The 16,138-nt window shown below is 60.1% G+C and carries 10 protein-coding genes; 7 read left to right on the plus strand and 3 right to left on the minus strand.

Translation table 11 applies throughout. From position 1 onward, the window contains the following. Positions 1-248: 248 nt before the first annotated feature. Complete coding sequence (locus K0P33_RS02910; RefSeq protein ID WP_242153950.1) at positions 249-785, minus strand: chorismate mutase; 537 nt, start codon at positions 783-785, stop codon at positions 249-251. A gap of 445 nt (positions 786-1,230) precedes the next feature. Here K0P33_RS02910 and K0P33_RS02915 point away from each other — a divergent pair, with 445 nt between their 5' ends. After that, entirely contained in the window at positions 1,231-1,470 is a 240-nt protein-coding gene (locus K0P33_RS02915) for a DUF6124 family protein (protein WP_242153952.1), read from the plus strand. A gap of 72 nt (positions 1,471-1,542) precedes the next feature. Here the strand turns inward: K0P33_RS02915 and glnA are convergent, their stop codons facing one another. Further along, entirely contained in the window at positions 1,543-2,949 is a 1,407-nt protein-coding gene (gene glnA, locus K0P33_RS02920) for a glutamate--ammonia ligase (RefSeq protein WP_017138628.1), read from the minus strand. 334 nt (positions 2,950-3,283) lie between these two features. Between glnA and thiI the strand changes: the two genes are divergently transcribed. Both thiI and typA read left to right on the plus strand, forming a co-directional pair. Then, the gene (gene thiI / locus K0P33_RS02925) at positions 3,284-4,738 is read left to right on the plus strand and encodes a tRNA uracil 4-sulfurtransferase ThiI (RefSeq protein ID WP_242153954.1); all 1,455 of its coding nucleotides are present in this window, start codon (positions 3,284-3,286) and stop codon (positions 4,736-4,738) included. 139 nt (positions 4,739-4,877) lie between these two features. Then, positions 4,878-6,698 carry a translational GTPase TypA gene (gene typA, locus K0P33_RS02930; protein ID WP_094952189.1) on the plus strand — a complete coding sequence of 607 codons (1,821 nt, stop codon included), beginning with the start codon at positions 4,878-4,880 and terminating at the stop codon, positions 6,696-6,698. Between the two features lie 176 nt (positions 6,699-6,874). On the opposite strand, the gene K0P33_RS02935 is transcribed toward typA, so the two are convergent. Then, positions 6,875-7,309: a YkgJ family cysteine cluster protein gene (locus K0P33_RS02935; RefSeq protein WP_003171132.1), complete on the minus strand. Its 435-nt coding sequence runs from the start codon at positions 7,307-7,309 to the stop codon at positions 6,875-6,877. A gap of 236 nt (positions 7,310-7,545) precedes the next feature. On the opposite strand from K0P33_RS02935, the gene K0P33_RS02940 reads away from it, so the two are divergent. The 4 genes from K0P33_RS02940 to K0P33_RS02955 all read left to right on the plus strand — a co-directional run bounded on the left by K0P33_RS02940 (position 7,546) and on the right by K0P33_RS02955 (position 16,129). Then, positions 7,546-9,996, plus strand: coding sequence for a glycogen/starch/alpha-glucan phosphorylase (locus K0P33_RS02940; protein WP_094952190.1), 2,451 nt, complete (start codon positions 7,546-7,548; stop codon positions 9,994-9,996). A 170-nt stretch (positions 9,997-10,166) separates the two neighbouring features. Further along, positions 10,167-13,679: a DUF2339 domain-containing protein gene (locus K0P33_RS02945; RefSeq protein WP_242153955.1), complete on the plus strand. Its 3,513-nt coding sequence runs from the start codon at positions 10,167-10,169 to the stop codon at positions 13,677-13,679. Next, complete coding sequence (locus K0P33_RS02950) at positions 13,679-15,022, plus strand: DUF3999 domain-containing protein (RefSeq protein WP_242155990.1); 1,344 nt, start codon at positions 13,679-13,681, stop codon at positions 15,020-15,022. The genes K0P33_RS02945 and K0P33_RS02950 overlap by 1 nt, the downstream gene beginning before the upstream one ends. Before the next feature lie 96 nt (positions 15,023-15,118). Then, positions 15,119-16,129, plus strand: a complete 1,011-nt coding sequence (locus K0P33_RS02955; RefSeq protein WP_094949338.1) for a class 1 fructose-bisphosphatase — start codon at positions 15,119-15,121, stop codon at positions 16,127-16,129. Positions 16,130-16,138: the final 9 nt, after the last annotated feature.

The following is a 16,138-nucleotide window of genomic DNA, read 5'->3' on the forward strand; positions in this document are numbered from 1 at the left end:
TGTGGCGTTCTGCCAGCTTGTTCGGGAAGAATCGAACCAAAATGGGCTGGGCAGATGGGAAGCGTGCAGGCTATCGCACCAATATAGTGCGGTTTTGTGAAACCTGTTCAGGAAGTGAGGGCTGGCGATGAATTGGCATGAGTATCTAGGTCAATGTGGGAGCTGGCTTGCCTGCGATAGCAATATTGAATGTGCCGACGCTATCGCAGGCAAGCCAGCTCCCACAGTTCTGATTGGGTTTGCAGTCTTTAACCTTTGTAGATGCACAGCTCAGCGGTGGCGCGGATCATCGCCAGTTGGCGCATTGGTTCGTTCTGTGGCTCATGGACGGCTTGCGTCAACCATTGCGGGCACTGTGGGTCGGTGCGCTGTGGGGTGAAGTCCGCAAGCTGCTGGAGCAGGCGTTTTTGCAGTTGATCCAGCTGCGGACGAATCTGCTTCACCAGGTCCGGGCGCGGGTTGTCGGGCGCTTTGCCTTGGAACTGCCAGTCGGATAGATGGGTGTATTGCACCAACTTATTGGCTTCGATCTGCGCCGAGAAAAATTGCTCGGCGGCGGCGGGGTCCAGTTTGTAAGTAGGCGCCTGGGCGACGACGCTGGCGATCACTTCCTGTTCGCGCTTCTTGTCCTCTACGGGCTTGTGGCTGTCCCATTTGCTCAGGGCAACCTGGTCGGCGATCTCCAGGCGCTCGGCGATGCTGTTGAGCAGAGGCTCCAGGGTGGGCGGCGCGGCGCTCGCACTGGCGCTGATAAATAACAAAGCGAACACAAGTCGATGTTTCAAAGCAGATCTCCTGTGGGAGCTGGCTTGCCTGCGATGCGGGCAACTCGGTACAGCAGGTATACCCAGCTGATGCTATCGCAGGCAAGCCAGCGCCCACATGTTGATTGGGTTTGCAGGTTGGGGGCGGTGTCAGTCAGAGGCTACCTTAACTTGCGTGCTTGCCTACAGGTGAGCCAGAATCCGCCGGCTTGTACGGCTGGCTTGTCGTCTTTAAGGTTGCTCGGTCGCTGCTCATCAGCGATCAGGTTTAGTAGCCTGGATTCGAATTGTAGGTCGTGCATTCTCCATCAATCAGATTTCCCAAATCTGTGCTTGATGGTGGCTGTGCGCAGGGCATCCTCGGATGCGCCGGGCTTCTACATTCACCGGTCTACTAACCTGCGCACAGCCGCCACCCTTTCGTTTAGTAGCGAAGCGAAGGCGGCCTCATTGAGGAATGTAGAAAATGTTCAAACCAACCCCAAATCCACCTCCATCCGTCTTCACCATCGATCCCGGTAGCGACGACGAGTCCCTGCTGGTCAACAGCTTTGAAGCCTTCTCCTCGGTCAGCACCTTGTTGCTTGATTTGTCCGAGGCGCTGGAAGGCAAACACCGCGATACGGTTCTGGCGATTCACCAGCTCAGTGCCTTGGGTACCTTGATGATTGCCAAGATGCTCGACCGCCACGCCCCGGCCTGCTGAACCCCAGGCAAAAAAAAAGACCTCCCGAAGGAGGTCTTTTTTCATCACGCCACGTTAAGCAGCGCTACCGGATCAGCAGCTGTAGTACAGCTCGTATTCCAGTGGGTGTACGAAGGTGCGTACTTTGATTTCTTCTTCGCTTTTCAGCTCGATGTAGGCATCGATGAAGTCGTCGCTGAATACGCCGCCTTTGGTCAGGAACGCACGGCCCTTGTCCAGCTCTTCCAGGGCTTCTTTCAGGCTGCCGCACACTTGTGGGATCTCTTTGGCCTCTTCAGGCGGCAGGTCGTACAAGTTTTTGTCGGCGGCGTCGCCTGGGTGGATCTTGTTCTGGATACCGTCCAGGCCAGCCATGACCAGGGCAGCGAAAGCCAAGTACGGGTTAGCTGCTGGGTCCGGGAAGCGCGCTTCGATACGGCGAGCGCGTGGGCTGGACACGTAAGGAATACGGATCGAGGCGGAACGGTTGCGAGCCGAGTAGGCCAGCATTACCGGCGCTTCGAAACCTGGGACCAGACGCTTGTAGGAGTTGGTCGACGGGTTGGTGAAGCCGTTCAGGGCCTTACCGTGCTTGATGATACCGCCGATGAAGTACAGGGCGGTGTCGGACAGGCCGGCATAACCTTCGCCAGCGAAGGTGTTCTTGCCATCTTTGGCGATGGACAGGTGAACGTGCATACCCGAACCGTTATCGCCATACAGCGGCTTAGGCATGAAGGTAGCGGTACGGCCGTAGGCATCAGCCACGTTGTGTACGCAGTACTTCAGGGTCTGAACTTCGTCAGCCTTGGCCACCAGGGTGTTGAACTTCACACCGATTTCGTTCTGGCCGGCAGTCGCCACTTCGTGGTGGTGAACTTCGATGACCAAGCCCATTTCTTCCATGGCGTTGCACATGGAGGTACGGATTTCGTGGTCGTGGTCGAATGGCGGAACTGGGAAGTAGCCACCTTTGATACCTGGACGGTGGCCTTTGTTGCCGCCTTCGATGTCCTGGTCGGACATCCACGAACCTTGTTCAGAGAAGATCTTGAACATGGAGCCGGAGATGTCGGACTTGAACTTGACCGAATCAAAGATGAAGAATTCTGGCTCTGGGCCAACGAATACGGTGTCGCCGATACCGGTCGACTTCAGGTATTCCTCGGCACGCTTGGCGATCGCACGTGGGTCGCGGTCGTAGCCTTGCATGGTCGAAGGCTCGATCACGTCGCAGACGATGATCAGGGTTGGGTCTTCGGTGAACGGGTCGAGAACGGCAGTGCTGTCGTCCGGCATCAGGATCATGTCGGAAGCTTCGATGCCTTTCCAGCCAGCAATGGAGGAACCGTCGAACATTTTGCCTTCTTCGAAGAAAGCATCATCCAGCGCGTCGCGAGCCGGCATGGTCACGTGGTGCTGAGTACCTTTAGTGTCCGTGAAGCGCAGATCAATCCATTTAACGTCATGATCTTTGATGAGTTGAACCGACTTCGACATGGTGTCCTCCGGGTGGCTTCGGGCTGGGGTAGTGGAGTTAGCCCTTAGAATGTGGGTGATGCCGGCGCGAATACTCGACCAAGGCAACCTGCCTCACAAGAGAGCAAATTGCATGCCAGTGCGCCAACATGGCCTTTTTGCCTCAAAATGGCCCCTATAACGGTGCAATCCGCTGAAGCGGAATAATTAACGCACTGCAATGTAGCGTTAATTTGCGCAAATGACCCGTTTTGGTGCGCGGTATCGTCAATGCATATTAACTGGTTAAACCTTGAGCGATTTCCGCTATAATCCGCGCCCCCCTTTTTCAGCAGGCCCGGCGCGCGCTGTTTCCATGAAATTAATCGTTAAAGTGTTCCCCGAGATCACCATCAAAAGCCGACCGGTACGGATGCGTTTCATCCGTCAGTTGGCCAAGAACATCCGTGCCGTGCTCCGTGACTTGGACCCGGCTGTGGTGGTGAACGGCGTGTGGGACAACCTCGAGCTGGAAACCCGTGTCACCGACGCCAAAGCCTTGAAGGACATGACCGAGCGCCTGAGCTGCATGCCGGGCATCGCGCATTTCCTGCAGGTGGATGAGTACCCGCTGGGCGACTTCGACGACATCACCGAAAAGTGCAAACTGCATTTCGGCACAGAGTTAGAAGGCAAGATTTTTTCGGTGCGCTGCAAGCGCGCCGGCAAGCACACCTTCACCTCCATGGACGTCGAGAAATACGTCGGCAGCAAGCTGCGTCGCGAGTGCGGCGCCGCCGGAATTTCCCTGAAAGCGCCGCAAATTGAAGTGCGCATGGAAATTCGCGACCAACGGTTGTTTGTGATCCACAGCCAGCACAACAGCATTGGCGGCTACCCGTTGGGCGCCCTGGAACAGACCCTGGTACTGATGTCCGGCGGTTTCGATTCCACAGTGGCGGCCTACCAGATCATGCGCCGCGGCCTGATGAGCCACTTCTGCTTCTTTAATCTGGGCGGGCGTGCACACGAATTGGGCGTGATGGAAGTCGCGCATTTTATCTGGAAGAAGTACGGCAGCTCCCAGCGCGTGCTATTCGTAAGCGTGCCGTTCGAGGAAGTGCTGGGCGAAATTCTCGGCAAAGTCGATAACAGTCATATGGGCGTAGTATTGAAGCGTATGATGTTGCGCGCTGCGTCCCGAATCGCCGATCAGTTGCAGATCGACGCGCTGGTGACCGGCGAAGCGATCTCCCAGGTTTCCAGCCAGACGCTGCCGAACCTGTCGCTGATTGACTGCGTGACCGAAAAGCTGGTGCTGCGCCCGCTGATTGCCAGTCACAAGCAGGACATCATCGACCTGGCCGAAGAAATCGGCACGGCGGATTTCGCCAAGCACATGCCTGAATATTGCGGGGTCATCTCGGTGAACCCCAAGACCCACGCCAAGCGCAACCGCGTGGAGTACGAAGAACAACAGTTCGACATGGCGATTCTGGAGCGTGCGCTCGAGAACGCCAAAATGGTCCCGATCGATCGCGTAATCGACGAACTGGGCCAAGACGTGCAAATCGAAGAAGTCAGCGAAGCCCTGGCCGGCCAGATTGTCGTCGACATCCGTCACCCGGATGCCGCGGAAGATGAGCCGCTGGAAATCACTGGCATCGACGTGCAAGCGCTGCCGTTCTACGCATTGAACGCGCGTTTCAAGGAACTGGATAACAGCCGTCAGTACCTGCTGTATTGCGACAAAGGCGTGATGAGTCGCCTGCATGCCCACCATTTGCTCAGTGAGGGGCATGCCAATGTGCGCGTTTATCGACCGAGCTAAGAGCCCGGGGCTGTTTGCCTGTGGCCTGCGTCACCGGCCCCCCGACTCTGCCGTCAAGCTGTAACGGCAAGGCCTGACTCTACTGTTAATCGCTGCCACGACCTGTCAGCACACCGAATCCTCTGATCGAGATACACAAGTGATCGAAAATCTACGTAACATCGCCATCATTGCTCACGTTGACCATGGTAAAACCACCCTGGTAGACAAACTCCTGCGTCAATCCGGCACCCTGGAGCGCAACGAGCTCAACGACGAGCGCGTGATGGACTCCAACGACCAGGAAAAAGAGCGCGGTATTACCATCCTGGCTAAAAACACCGCTATCAACTGGAACGGCTACCACATCAACATCGTGGACACCCCGGGCCACGCCGACTTCGGCGGTGAAGTTGAACGTGTAATGTCGATGGTTGACTCCGTTCTGCTGCTGGTTGATGCCCAAGACGGCCCTATGCCGCAAACCCGTTTCGTGACCAAGAAGGCTTTCGAAGCCGGCCTGCGTCCGATCGTGTGCATCAACAAGGTTGACCGTCCAGGCGCGCGTCCGGACTGGGTTCTGGACCAGATTTTCGACCTGTTCGACAACCTGGGTGCAACCGAAGAGCAGCTTGATTTCCAAGTGATCTACGCCTCTGCCCTGAACGGTATTGCCGGTCTGGAACACACCGCCATGGCGGAAGACATGACCCCGCTGTACCAGGCGATCGTTGACCACGTTCCACCGCCGAAGGTTGACCGTGAAGGCCCGTTCCAGATGCAAATCTCGGCACTGGACTACAACAGCTTCCTGGGTGTTATCGGCGTTGGCCGTATCGCTCGTGGTAGCGTCAAGCCGAACACTCCGGTTGTTGCTATCGGTGCCGACGGTAAGAAGCGTAACGGTCGTATCCTGAAGCTGATGGGTCACCACGGTCTGCACCGTATCGACGTTGAAGAAGCTTTCGCAGGCGACATCGTGTGCGTCAGCGGTATGGACTCGCTGTTCATCTCCGACACCCTGTGCCAGCCGGACACTGTCGAGGCGATGAAGCCTCTGACCGTTGACGAGCCAACCGTTTCCATGACCTTCCAGGTAAACGACTCGCCTTTCTGCGGTAAAGAAGGCAAGTTCGTGACTTCCCGTAACATCAAGGAACGTCTGGACAAAGAGCTGCTGTACAACGTTGCACTGCGCGTTGAAGAAGGCGACTCGGCTGACAAGTTCAAGGTTTCCGGCCGTGGTGAGCTGCACCTCTCGGTACTGATCGAGACCATGCGTCGCGAAGGCTTCGAAATGGGCGTTGGTCGTCCGGAAGTGATCATCCGTCAGGTTGACGGCGTGAAGCAGGAACCGTTTGAAGACGTGACCATCGACACCCCGGAAGAATCCCAGGGCAAAGTCATGGAAGAGATGGGCCTGCGTCGCGGCGACCTGACCAACATGGTGCCGGATGGCAAAGGCCGTGTGCGTCTGGAATACAACATCCCTGCTCGTGGTCTGATCGGTTTCCGTAACCAGTTCCTGACCCTGACCAACGGTGCTGGCATCCTGACCTCGATCTTCGATCGCTACGACACCATGAAGTCCGGCGACATGTCCGGCCGTCAGAACGGTGTTCTGGTATCGGTAGAAACCGGCAAGGCGCTGACCTACTCCCTGGAAACTCTCCAGGCGCGTGGCAAGCTGTTCGTTGAACACGGTCAAGAGATCTACAACGGTCAGATCGTTGGTCTGAACAGCCGTGACAACGACATGGGCGTCAACCCAACCAAAGGCAAGAAGCTCGACAACATGCGTGCTTCGGGTAAAGACGAAACCATCGCTCTGGTTCCACCTGTTCGCTTCACCCTGGAACAGGCTCTGGAATTCATCCAGGACGACGAGCTGTGCGAAGTTACGCCTAAGTCGATCCGCCTGCGTAAGAAGATCCTGGACGAAGGCGAGCGTACCCGCGCTGCCAAGAAAGCCAAGAACTGAGTTAACTCAGGCTGAATGAAAAACGCCCCCGGTCGAAAGGCCGGGGGCGTTTTTTTATGCCTGATCGTTCCCACGCTCTGCGTGGGAATTTAGCTCTGGACGCTCCGCGTCCGCTCTTAAAGGCGGGCCGTGGAGCGTCCCAAGAGGCGTTCCCACGCAGAGCGTGGGAACGATGATCAGAACTTGTCGAGGGTCTTGAACTTAGTCTCGCGCACCACTTCCTTCGGCTTATACGCGCAATACCCAGGCCGCGGGCCGATTTTCGGGTGGTTGCGGCAGGTATCCGGGCGCTTGTCATAAATAGTGCAGAAGCGCGTCTTACGATCCAGGTACAGGCAATCGTTGTTGCTCATGCGCTGCAGGGTAAAAATTTCGGATTTGGAGTTGTAGCGCTCGACGATGCCTTCCTTCTGCAAACGCTTGGCGATGTTCTTCGGCGGGTCGCCGCGTTCGAACTCGTCAACGATGCCAATGCGGATCAGGTCCTTGATCTTCACCTCAACCGGCAGCGTGCAGCAGCTGGACACGCAGCCACCGCACATGTGGGCGGAATATTTCTGCCAGGTCTCGAGACGGTCGAGTTCCGCGGCGGCGATCAGTTGAGGCTTCATCAGGGTTCCAAGGTGGGGCTATATCCGGGCGCGCGATAATACCGGGATTGATGATTTTTTGAACAATATTTTGCGGTTTTCAGCCCGAAGGCTGCTCAAGCGCCGTTCGGGCACGACCCCTGCATCAATTTCCCGCAAAGGTGAATGAGTTAAAAAACTGCCGAACCAGCACGTCCGCCGTCTGTCAGACCGACTAGGCTCTAGCAACTCCTTCAATCTCGCCCGAGGTCGCACCGATGTCTCAGGAACCGCTTGCACGAGAAGCAGAGGTAGCCGCATTCCGCGATGCTGTCTTGACCAAACTCACCTACGCGGTGGGCAAAGACCCCGACCACGCCTTCGACCACGACTGGTTTGAAGCCATTGCCCTGGCCGCGCGCGACCAGATGGTCGACCATTGGATGGACCATACACGGCGTATTTACCGCAAAGGCCAGAAGCGGGTTTATTACCTCTCTCTCGAATTCCTGATCGGTCGTTTGCTCTACGACAGCCTGAGCAACCTTGGCGTGCTGGAGATCGCGCGCGAAGCACTCTCCGAACTGGGAGTCGACCTGGAGCGCATCCGCCTGCTGGAGCCCGACGCGGCGCTCGGCAACGGTGGCCTGGGCCGCTTGGCGGCATGCTTTATGGAAAGCATGTCGACCCTGGGCATTGCCGGCCACGGGTATGGCATTCGTTATGAGCACGGCCTGTTCCGCCAGGCGATTGTTGATGGCTGGCAGCAGGAACAGACCGAGCGCTGGCTGGACTTTGGTAACCCATGGGAATTCGAGCGGGCCGAAGTGATTTACCCGATCGGCTTTGGCGGTAGCGTCGAAACCCTGCCGGACGCCTCCGGCAAGCTGATCCAAGTGTGGACGCCCAGTGAAACCGTGCGCGCGGTTGCTTATGACACCCCAGTCGTCGGCTGGCGTGGCGCCAGCGTCAACACCCTGCGCCTGTGGCGTGCACGCGCCGTGGAAGACCTGCACCTGGAACGTTTCAACGCCGGTGACCACTTGGGCGCCGTCGCCGAAGTCGCCCGCGCCGAAAGCATCTCGCGAGTGCTTTACCCGGCCGACAGCACCGAAGCGGGGCAGGAACTGCGCCTGCGCCAGGAATACTTCTTCGTCGCCGCCTCCTTGCAAGACTTGCTGCGCCGCCACAAAAACATGCACGGCTCGGTATTGAGCCTGGGCGAGCACGCCGCCATCCAGCTCAACGACACTCACCCCTCGATTGCCGTGGCTGAGCTGATGCGCCAACTCGTCGACCTGCATGACATTCCGTGGGAAGCCGCGTGGGATGTGACGGTTGAAACCCTTTCCTACACCAACCACACCTTGCTACCCGAGGCATTGGAAACCTGGCCTGTGGGCCTGATGGAACGCATGCTGCCCCGGCACATGCAGATCATCTACCTGATCAACGCCCAGCACATCGACTCGCTGCGCGCCAAAGGCATTCACGACTTTGACGTGCTGCGCGCCGTGTCGCTGATCGAAGAAGACAACGGCCGCCGTGTGCGCATGGGCAACCTGGCGTTCCTGGGCTCCCACAGCGTCAACGGCGTGTCCGGCTTGCACACCCAGCTGATGCGCAGCACGGTGTTCTCCGAAATGCACAAGCTGTACCCGGAGCGCATCAACAACAAAACCAACGGCATCACCTTCCGCCGCTGGCTGTACCAGGCCAACCCCAAGCTCACCGAGATGCTGGTGGAAGCGCTGGGCCCGGACATTCTCGACACCATGGAAACCCGCCTGACGGAGCTGGAAACCTTCGCCGAGAAGCAGTCTTTCCGCAAAGCCTTCGCCGATCAGCGCCTGCACAGCAAGCGCGCGCTGGCCGAGATCATCCACGAGCGCCTGGGCATCTCCGTCAACCCGGCGGCGATGTTCGACGTGCAGGTCAAACGCATCCACGAATACAAACGCCAGTTGCTCAACCTGCTGCACACCGTGGCGCTGTACCAGGCGATACGCGCCGAGCCGGGCACTGACTGGGTGCCACGGGTGAAGATCTTCGCGGGCAAGGCCGCCGCGAGTTATCACCAGGCCAAGTTGATCATCAAGTTGACCAACGACATCGCCCGCACCGTGAACAACGACCCCACCGTGCGCGGCTTGCTCAAGGTGGTGTTCCTGCCCAACTACAACGTCAGCCTGGCGGAAAGCATCATCCCGGCGGCAGATTTGTCGGAGCAGATCTCCACGGCGGGCTTCGAAGCCTCGGGCACCAGTAACATGAAGTTTGGCCTCAACGGCGCGCTGACCATCGGCACCATGGACGGCGCCAACGTGGAGATGCACGAGCGCGTGGGCGCCGATCACATGTTTATTTTCGGCCTCAGTGCGCAGCAGGTGGAAGCCCGCAAGCACGCCGGTGAATTCAACGCCGGGCCGGAAATTGCCGCCTCCCATCGCCTCAACGATGTGCTGCAAGCGATCCGGGGCGGGGTGTTCTCGCCGGATGATCCGGGCCGTTATGTGGGTTTGATCGATGGCCTGATCGACTACGACCGTTTCCTGGTGTGTGCCGACTTCGATTCCTACTGGGATGCCCAGGCACGGGTCGAGGCGCATTGGCATGACTCCAAGGCGTGGTGGCGTTCGGCGGTGCTCAATACGGCGCGGATGGGGTGGTTCAGCTCGGATCGCACGATCCGCGAATACGCCACCGAGATATGGAAAGCCCTCGACTAAACACCGCTGATCCAAGTGTGGGGGCGGGCTTGCCCGCGATAGCGCAGTGTCAGTTTGCAAATATGTCGACTGATACACCGCTATCGCGGGCAAGCCCGCTCCCACATTAGTGCTGCGTCGATATACTAGCCCCCGGTTTGCCCGCCTCGGGCTGCTTAGGGATATCGACTATGCAATGGATCTTCATGCTGATTGGCCTGGTGCTCGGCTGGACACTCGATGAGTCGTTCACTGATGCCGGTTTCGGTGCGCTATTGGGCTTGGGCATTGGCCAGGCGATTCGCCTGTCGAGGCTGTCCGCCCAAGCGGACCAGCAAGCTCGTCAGTTGGAGACCACGCAGAAGGCGCTGATAGCGCTGGGTGAGCGCCTGCGGCAGTTGGAAGTGCCCCCGCCGACCAGCAGCGTGATTGTTGAAACCCCTCTCCCAGAACCCGTACCTGTGGTTGAAAAGCCCGAACTTGTTTGGGAACTGCCCGCCGAACTGGCGCCTGTCGCCACAGTGGCCGAAACCAGCCAGCCGCTGCCGGATGACGTCTGGGCCCCAGCGCCGACGCCAACACCTAAAGAACCTGCCATTCCCCGTGGCCCCAACCTGATCGAGCGCGCCATCAGTGGCGCACGCACTTGGTTGTTTGGCGGTAACACCGTGCTGCGCGTTGGCGTGGTGCTGTTGTTTCTCGGCCTGGCATTTTTGCTGCGCTATGCCACCGAAGGTGTGGTGGTGCCGATCGAACTGCGTTACGCCGGCGTTGCCGCTGCCGCCATCGGCCTGCTGGGCCTGGGTTGGTGGTTACGGCTGCGCAACAGCAATTACGGCCTGATGCTGCAAGGCACCGGGATTGCCGTGTTGTACCTGACGGTGTTTGCCGCGATGCGCTTGCACCCATTGATCGACCCGAGCGCTGCGCTCGGCCTGTTGGTGGCGGTCACGGTGTTCTCGGCGATCCTGGCGATCACTCAGGACGCCCTTGGCCTTGCGTGCGCGGCAGCGCTGGGTGGGTTTGCCGCGCCGATTCTTACGTCCACCGGCGCCGGTAACCATGTGGCGCTGTTCAGCTATTTTGCGTTGCTCAATGCCGGCATCCTCGCCATCGCCTGGTTCAAGGCCTGGCGCTTGCTCAACCTGATCGGGTTTGTCGGCACCTTCGGCATCGGTTTCGCCTGGGGCCTGCGTTCGTACACACCGGAACTGCTGTGGAGCACCGAGCCGTTTCTGATCCTGTTTTTCCTGATGTACTTGGCCATCGGCCTGTTGTTCGCCCGACGTAAGTTGCAAGAGATGGGCGATGCCCCCGAAGACCGTCATGCGCTGCTGCGCTGGTCGGCGGCCAAGGGCGATTATGTCGATGGCAGCATGCTGTTCGGGCCGCCGCTGGTGGGCTTCGGCCTGCAGTTCGCGCTGGTGCAGCACCTGGAATTTGCCGCCGCGTTCAGTGCGCTGGGCCTAGGGCTTATCTACATGGGCCTGGCGCGGTTGCTCAGTGGCGGTCGCGCCTTGCTGCTGGCGGAAACCTGCCTGGCCCTGGGGGTGATCTTTGCCAGCCTGGCGATTCCGCTGGGCCTTGATGCGCGCTGGACGGCGGCGGCGTGGGCGGTGGAGGGCGCGGGGATCTTCTGGCTCGGCTTGCGCCAACAGCGGCCGCTGGCGCGGGCATTTGGCCTGTTGTTGCAGTTGGGTTCGGCGCTGGCGTTCCTCAGCGAACTGCGCGTAGGCGAACTGACCTTACTCGACGGTGCACCGCTGGGCGCGCTGTTGCTGGGTGCGGCGCTGCTGTTCAGCTTCGATCAGTTGCGCAAGGCATCGACCGAACAGGCGGCGCACTGGGAGCGCAAAGGCCTGCCCGTGCTGGCGAGCTTGGGCCTGAGCTTTTTGTACCTGCTTGCACCGTTGCTGCTGCTGACCCAAGGCACCGCCGTCAGTTGGGCAATCGCGGGTCTTGTGACGCTGTTTGTCGGCCTGCGCATCGGCTCGCGCACCTTCCTGTTCACCGCCTTCGGCGTGCAACTGCTTGGCGGTGCGTTGTTCCTGTTGCGCTTGCAGGGCGGTGATGGGACGGCGGTATTCAGCGCCGGGTGGACCGGCTTATTGACCGCCTCGCTGATCGGCCTGGCGTTGGTCGGCGGCATGCTGATGGCCGCGCGCGATGACCTGGTGCGTAGCGATGTGCGGCTGCTGCGCGGGCTGTCGGTGGTGCTGCTCGCCGGTTTGGTGCTGATCAACCTCGCGGTGCTGTTTGTGCTGCCATGGGAAAGCGCCAGCGGCGTATGGGCGGCGAGTGGCTTGTTGATTATCTGGCTGAGCCTGTACTTGCAGCAGCGCGCGAGTTTCGTATTTGGGTTGCTGCTGCAACTGATCGGCGGCGCTTCGTTCCTGTTGGCGGTGCCGCAGTTGCTCGGGCCGTTGAGCAGCGAGGGCTTGCGCCCCTTTGCCCACAGCGGTTTCTGGACGCCAATGGTGCTGGGCCTGGCCGCGATGGTGGGCGCCTGGCGCTTGCAGCGTGAACCGCATGCGCCGGTGTTTGCCGTGTTGAAGCTGCAACGCCTGTCCGACCTGCTGCTGGTATGGGGCGCGGCCTGGTGGACGCTGGCGCTGATCGGGGAAGTGTTGCGGTTTATCCCGCAGGCGCTGCAGGGGCCATTTTTGCTCGGTATCGCGGCGATTAGCGTGGCGATCTGGGCAGTGCTGGCCGAACGTTTGCGCTGGGCATCGCTGGGCATGCTGTGCGCCTTGCTGATGCCGGCGGCGGGTGTGGTGTTGCTGGTGTCTGCCCATGACTACTACCACCCGGCGGCGCAGTACGGCTGGCTGGCTTGGTTGGCGGTGTTCGTTGTGCATTTCCTCTCGCTGCGCCGTTTGACTGCGCGGGTGCCGGGCAACGTATTGAGCATCGCCCACGTGCTCGGCTGCTGGATGTTGATCGGCGTGCTGGCGCTGGAGCTGCGTTACGGCCTGCTGTTGCTGTCGAGCGAATACAACGCCTGGCGCTGGTTGGGTTGGGCGATTCTGCCAAGCCTGTACCTGGTGCTGGCGGCTGCGCCGCGCAGCTGGCCGTGGCCGGTGTCGGCGTATCCGCGTGAATACCGCGTGCTGGCCGCGTTGCCGCTGGCGGTATTGATGCTCGGCTGGTTCTGGCTGGCGAATATTTTCAGCGACGGCACCGCTGAACCGCTGCCGTACGTGCCGCTGCTTAACCCGCTGGACCTGGGCCTGCTGTTCGCATTGCTGGGTATTTACCTGTGGTCGCGCAGCGTTGCGCCGCAACGCGGGCCGCGTGCCGAGCTAGTCGCCCAAGGTGTCGCGGGGGCTTCGCTGTTTGCCTTCTTCACCGCCTTGGTGATGCGCACCGCCCACCACTGGGCGGGTGTGCCGTTCCAGCTGGATGCGTTGCTGGCGTCCATGTTGGTACAGGCCGGCCTGTCGATTGTGTGGACCCTGATCGCCCTCGGCCTGATGATCGGCGGCCACCTGCGCCATCGTCGCGAAGTGTGGTTGATCGGCGCGGCGTTGATTGCAGTGGTGGTCGCCAAGCTGTTCTTTGTCGAGCTGAGTAACCGTGGCGGGCTGGCGCGGATTGTGTCGTTTATCGGCGTGGGCGGGCTGTTGCTGGTGGTGGGCTACTTTGCACCACTGCCGCCCAAGCGTGCCGAGCCTGTGTTGGAAACTGAAGGAGCATCCTCTTGATCGGTAAGTTGAGCGTAATCGCGGTGGGCTTGTGTACGACGTTGTCGGTATGGGCGCAGGAAACGCCCGCCGACTTCACCACGCAGGTGCCGTTGGCGGTGAGTGGCAACGGCCCTTGGTATCGCCTGGAGTTGCCGCTGTCTGTGCAATTGAGCGCGCGCCAGGCCGATCTGAGCGATGTGCGCGTGTTCAATGCCGCCGGTGAGCCTCAGGCGTATGCGTTGTCGCGCCAATCCGCGCAACGCACCGAAAGCCGCAATGTGGCCGATGTGAAGTGGTTCCCGCTGTACGCCGCCGACACCCGCGAAAGCGTGCCGGACGTGGTGATGAAATCCACTGCTGAAGGCACGCTGCTCGAGGTGCGCCCGTCCAAGGCCGGCAAGCAAGTACTGCGTGGCTGGGTGCTGGACGCCAGCGCGATCAAGGCGCCGTTGCAGCAACTGAGCCTGGACTGGAGCCGCGAACAGGACGGCTTCCAGCGTTTCAGCATTGAAGCCAGTGACGACTTGCAGCACTGGGAATCCTGGGGCGATGGCCAGGTGGCGCGCCTGTCGTTTGCCGACGAGCGGGTCGAGCAGCATGACGTGAGCTTGCCGGGGCAATCGGCGCGTTACCTGCGCTTGGTGTGGCAAGGCCAGGTCGCGCCGACGCTGACCTCGGCCAAGCTTGTGAGCGCCACCAGCAGCAGTCTGCCGATGCCGTTGGTGTGGTCGCAGCCGTTGTCGGGTACGCGGCTCAAGGCCGGGGAATACAGCTGGCAGCTGCCGACGGGTCTGAATGTCGAGCGCTTGCGTATCGAGTTGAAGCAGCCGAACACGCTGGCGCCGGTCGCCTTGGCGGGGCGCCGTGAAGCCAAGCAAGCCTGGCAGCCGCTGAGCAATGGCTTGTTGTACCGCCTGGCCCAGAACGGCCAAGACGTCGTGCAGGACGAGTTGCAACTGCCGGGCATTGCCGTCGGCGAGCTCAAGTTGCAGGTGGATGAGCGCGGCGGTGGCTTGGGCGTTGAAGCGCCGGCCCTGCGTTTTGCCGTGCGCGCCACGCAGTTGGTGTTCCTGGCGCGGGGTGAGCCACCGTTCACCCTGGCGCTGGGCAATGGCTCGGTCAAGGCGGCGAACCTGCCGTTGTCGACCCTGATCCCCGACTACAGCGCCGAACGTCTCAAGACGTTAGGCCAGGCCAGCGTTGCGGGAGAGGTGGTGGTCAAAACCGCCGCCGTCGCCGCATCGCCCGAAGCAGGCACCGACTGGAAGAAACTCGGCCTGTGGGCCGTGCTCCTGTTGGGTGTGGCGGCGCTGGGGGCGATGGCCTACAGTTTGTTGCGCCAACCTGCGGCCAAACCGTGAACTCTATTGGAGTTAAATCCTCTGATTAGAGGAAATACGCCCCGACTCGCGTTAAACTGCGCGGGTTTTTAAGCCCCCCATTCTCCGGAGCCTTCCATGTCCCGCGTTACCCTGAGTCGCTATTTGATCGAGCAGACCCGCAGCAACAACACGCCTGCCGATCTGCGCTTCCTTATCGAAGTGGTGGCGCGTGCTTGCAAGGAAATCAGCCACGCCGTATCCAAAGGCGCACTGGGTGGTGTCCTGGGCAGCATGGACACTGAAAACGTTCAAGGCGAAGTGCAGAAGAAGCTCGACGTGATCTCCAACGAGATCCTGCTCGAAGCCAACGAATGGGGCGGTCACCTGGCCGGCATGGCGTCCGAAGAAATGGACAATGCCTACCAGATCCCGGGCAAGTACCCCAAGGGCGCCTACCTGCTGGTGTTCGACCCACTGGACGGTTCGTCCAACATCGACATCAACGCACCGGTCGGCACCATCTTCTCGGTATTGCGCTGCCCGAACGAGTACCTGAGCCAGAACGAAGCCTTGAACGAAAAGGCCTTCCTGCAGCCAGGCACTGAGCAGGTCGCTGCCGGTTACGCGATCTACGGCCCGCAGACCATGCTGGTGCTGACCTTGGGCGATGGCGTCAAAGGCTTCACCCTGGACCGCGAAATGGGCAGCTTTGTGCTGACCCACGAAGACATCACTATTCCTGCATCCACCCAGGAATTCGCGATCAACATGTCCAACCAGCGCCACTGGGAAGAGCCGGTAACCCGCTACGTCGGCGAGTTGATGGCCGGTGAGGAAGGCCCGTTGAAGAAAAACTTCAACATGCGTTGGGTCGCCGCGATGGTGGCTGACGTACACCGTATCCTGACCCGTGGTGGCTTGTTCATGTACCCACGCGACAGCCGCGAGCCGTCCAAGCCGGGCAAACTGCGCTTGATGTACGAAGCCAACCCGATGTCGTTCCTGGTTGAGCAAGCAGGCGGCGCGTCCACCGACGGCCACCAGCGTATCCTCGACATCCAACCCGAGGGCCTGCACCAGCGTGTGGCCGTGTTCCTGGGTTCGAAGGAAGAAGTTGAGCGCGTGACCGGCTACCACAAGAAGTAATTCGCGGCG

This window comes from Pseudomonas sp. ArH3a (assembly GCF_022648765.1).
GTDB lineage: Bacteria > Pseudomonadota > Gammaproteobacteria > Pseudomonadales > Pseudomonadaceae > Aquipseudomonas.

Coding starts and splice junctions, on each gene's coding strand:
- K0P33_RS02915 (WP_242153952.1), top strand. CDS start 1,231: ATGTTCAAACCAACCCCAAATCCACCTCCATCCGTCTTCACCATCGAT.
- K0P33_RS02935 (WP_003171132.1), bottom strand. CDS start 7,309: ATGAAGCCTCAACTGATCGCCGCCGCGGAACTCGACCGTCTCGAGACC.
- glnA (WP_017138628.1), bottom strand. CDS start 2,949: ATGTCGAAGTCGGTTCAACTCATCAAAGATCATGACGTTAAATGGATT.
- K0P33_RS02945 (WP_242153955.1), top strand. CDS start 10,167: ATGCAATGGATCTTCATGCTGATTGGCCTGGTGCTCGGCTGGACACTC.
- K0P33_RS02940 (WP_094952190.1), top strand. CDS start 7,546: ATGTCTCAGGAACCGCTTGCACGAGAAGCAGAGGTAGCCGCATTCCGC.
- thiI (WP_242153954.1), top strand. CDS start 3,284: ATGAAATTAATCGTTAAAGTGTTCCCCGAGATCACCATCAAAAGCCGA.
- K0P33_RS02955 (WP_094949338.1), top strand. CDS start 15,119: ATGTCCCGCGTTACCCTGAGTCGCTATTTGATCGAGCAGACCCGCAGC.